This is a genomic window from Kineococcus indalonis, assembly GCF_009906395.1.
Taxonomy (GTDB): Bacteria; Actinomycetota; Actinomycetes; order Actinomycetales; family Kineococcaceae; genus Kineococcus; species Kineococcus indalonis.
Genome location: NZ_JAAALM010000494.1, coordinates 1 through 3,030, shown reverse-complemented (window position 1 = coordinate 3,030; position 3,030 = coordinate 1). Strand labels below are relative to the sequence as shown.

Below are 3,030 nucleotides of genomic sequence, written 5' to 3'. Positions count from 1 at the left end.
GGCCAGAGCCTGCCGCACGCGGGCCCGCCCCGGGCGTCGGGCCCGGGGCGGGGTCGGTGGAGGTGCTGCGGGGGTCAGTCGCCGGCGGAGGCGCCCATCCCGGAGCGGATGGAGTCCATCACCGTGGAGTCGGTCAGGGTGGTGACGTCCCCGGTGGGGCGGTGCTCGGCCACGTCGCGCAGCAGCCGCCGCATGATCTTGCCGGAGCGGGTCTTGGGCAGCTCCGCCACGACCATGATCGACCGCGGCTTGGCGATCGGGCCGATCTCCTTGCCGACGTGGGCGCGCAGGTCCGCCACGGTGTCCGGGCCCTCCGCGTGCCCGCCGCGCAGGATGACGAAGGCCACCACGGCCTGCCCGGTGGTCTCGTCGGTGGCGCCCACCACGGCGGCCTCGGCGACGTCGGGGTGGGAGACGAGCGCGGACTCGATCTCGGCGGTGGACAGCCGGTGCCCGGAGACGTTCATGACGTCGTCGACGCGGCCGAGCAGCCAGATGTCGCCGTCCTCGTCGCGCTTGGCGCCGTCGCCGGCGAAGTACCGGCCCGGGAAGCGCGCCCAGTAGGTGTCCTTGAAGCGCTGCTCGTCGCCCCAGATGCCGCGCAGCATCGACGGCCACGGCTCGGTGAGCACCAGGTAGCCGGCCTGGCCGTGCCCGAGGGGCTCGCCGGCGTCGTCGACGACCTCGGCGGCGATCCCGGGCAGCGGCACCTGCGCGGACCCGGCCTTCAGGGCGGTGACGCCGGGCAGCGGGGCGATCATCTGCGCGCCGGTCTCGGTCTGCCACCAGGTGTCCACGACGGGGGTGCGCCCGCCGCCGATGACGCGGCGGTACCAGTTCCACGCCTCGGGGTTGATGTTCTCCCCCACGCTGCCCAGCACCCGCAGGCTGGACAGGTCGTGGCGGGCGGGGAACTCCTCGCCCCACTTCATGCAGGTGCGGATCGCGGTGGGCGCGGTGTAGAGGATCGTCACGCCGTGCTTCTCCACGACGGACCACCAGCGGTCCTTGTCGGGGGTGTCCGGGGTGCCCTCGTAGATCACCTGGGTGGCGCCGTTGGCCAGCGGGCCGTACACGACGTAGCTGTGCCCGGTGACCCAGCCGATGTCGGCGGTGCACCAGTACACGTCGCGCTCGGGGCGCAGGTCGAAGACGTTGCGCGTCGTGTACGCCGCCTGCACGAGGTACCCGCCGGAGGTGTGCAGGATGCCCTTGGGCTTCCCGGTGGTGCCGGAGGTGTAGAGGATGAACAGCGGCTGCTCGGCGTCGAAGGACTGCGCCTCGTGCTCCGGGGGGGCCGCCTCCAGCGCCTCGTGCCACCACACGTCGCGGCCCTGGGTCCACGCGACGTCCTCGCCGTTGCGGCGCACGACGAGCACGTTCGTGACGGAGGGGGCGCCCTTGGCGAGCGCGGCGTCCACGGCGGGCTTGAGCGCGGTGGGCTTGCCGCGGCGGTAGGAGCCGTCGCAGGTGATGACGACCTTGGCCTCGGCGTCGACGATGCGCGAGTGCAGCGCGTCGGCGGAGAACCCGCCGAAGACCACCGAGTGCGGCGCGCCCAGGCGCGCGCAGGCCAGCATCGCGACCACGGACTCCACGAGCATCGGCAGGTAGATCGCCACGCGGTCGCCGGGGCCCACGCCCAGGGCGCTCAGCGCGTTGGCGGCGCGGCAGACCTGCTCCTGCAGCTGCGCGTAGGTGAGGCTGACGGTGTCGCCGGGCTCGCCCTCGAAGTGCAGCGCGACGCGCTCGCCGTTGCCGGCGGCCACGTGGCGGTCCACGCAGTTCACCGCCACGTTCAGGGTGCCGCCCACGAACCACTTCGCGAACGGCGCGTTCGACCAGTCCAGGACGTCGGTGAACCCGGTGTCCCAGGTGACGTGCTCGCGGGCCTGCTCGGCCCAGAAGCCGAGCCTGTCGGCGGCGGCGCGCTCGTAGAGGTCGGCCTTGGCGACGGCCTGGGCGGCGAACTCCGGGTCGGGGGCGACCGTCTGCGCGGCGGGACCCTCGGTGGTGGTCATCGTTCGTCGTCCTCCTCGACTGACGTGCGGTGCGGCCGCCGGCGCGGCCGCGCTGCGAGGTTAGCCGTCCAGCGGGCGGGCGTGCGTGGGGAGCTGCGCATCGGCGGGCACCCGCCCGCGCGCGGCGCCGGCGGTGGCCCCGGCGCTGGCCAGCACGACGACGGCGATCGCCAGGACCGACGTGGCCGGCAGGCCCTGGGACAGCAGCAGCCAGCCCACCAGCGCCGCGATCGCCGGCTCCAGGCTCAGCAGCACCCCGAAGGTGCGCTCGGGCAGGCGGCGCAGCGCCACCAGCTCCAGCGAGTACGGCAGCACCGAGGACATCAGCGCCGCCGCCAGGCCCAGCAGCAGCGCGCGCGGGTGCAGCAGGTCCGCGCCGGCGGTGGCCGCGCCCAGCGGCAGCACCAGCGCGCCGGCGACGACGCTGGCCGCGGCCAGACCGCCCTGGCCGGGCACCGCGGCGCCCACCCGGGCGCTGAGCAGCACGTACCCGGCCCAGCAGGCCCCGGCCAGCAGCGCCAGGGCCACCCCGGCCGGTTCCAGGGCGCCGCCCTCGCCGTCCCCGCCGAGGCCGAGGACGACCACGCCGGCCAGCGCCAGCACCACCCACACCAGCTCGCGGCGGCGGCGGGTGAGCACCGCCGCCAGGGTCAGCGGGCCGAGGAACTCGCAGGTGACGGCGACGCCGAGGGGGATGTGGGTCAGGGCGGCGTAGAAGGCGGTGTTCATGGCGGCGAGCACGGCGCCGAAGGCCGCGGACAGCAGCAGCTGCCGGCGCGTCCAGCGCAGCACCCGCGGGCGCACGGCGAGCACCATGACCAGCGCGGCCAGCAGCAGGCGCAGGGTCGCGGCCCCGGCGGCGCCGGTGAGGGGGAACAGCGCGCTGGCGGCGGTGGCGCCGACCTGCACGCTGGCGGCGGCGCCCAGGACCATCGCCACCGCGGTCCCGGAGGAGGTGCTGCGGGGGGTCGGGGGCGCGCTCGTCACGGGCCCCCACGCTACCCACCGC

The 3,030-nt window shown here is 75.5% G+C and carries 2 protein-coding genes; both read right to left on the bottom strand.

What is annotated here, in order from left to right:
- Positions 1-74: 74 nt before the first annotated feature.
- Positions 75-2,021 carry an acetate--CoA ligase gene (acs, locus tag GTR00_RS17960; RefSeq protein WP_166612946.1) on the bottom strand — a complete coding sequence of 649 codons (1,947 nt, stop codon included), beginning with the start codon at positions 2,019-2,021 and terminating at the stop codon, positions 75-77.
- A 60-nt stretch (positions 2,022-2,081) separates the two neighbouring features.
- The gene (locus GTR00_RS17955; RefSeq protein WP_205706109.1) at positions 2,082-3,008 is read right to left on the bottom strand and encodes an EamA family transporter; all 927 of its coding nucleotides are present in this window, start codon (positions 3,006-3,008) and stop codon (positions 2,082-2,084) included.
- Between the last annotated feature and the right edge of the window lie 22 nt (positions 3,009-3,030).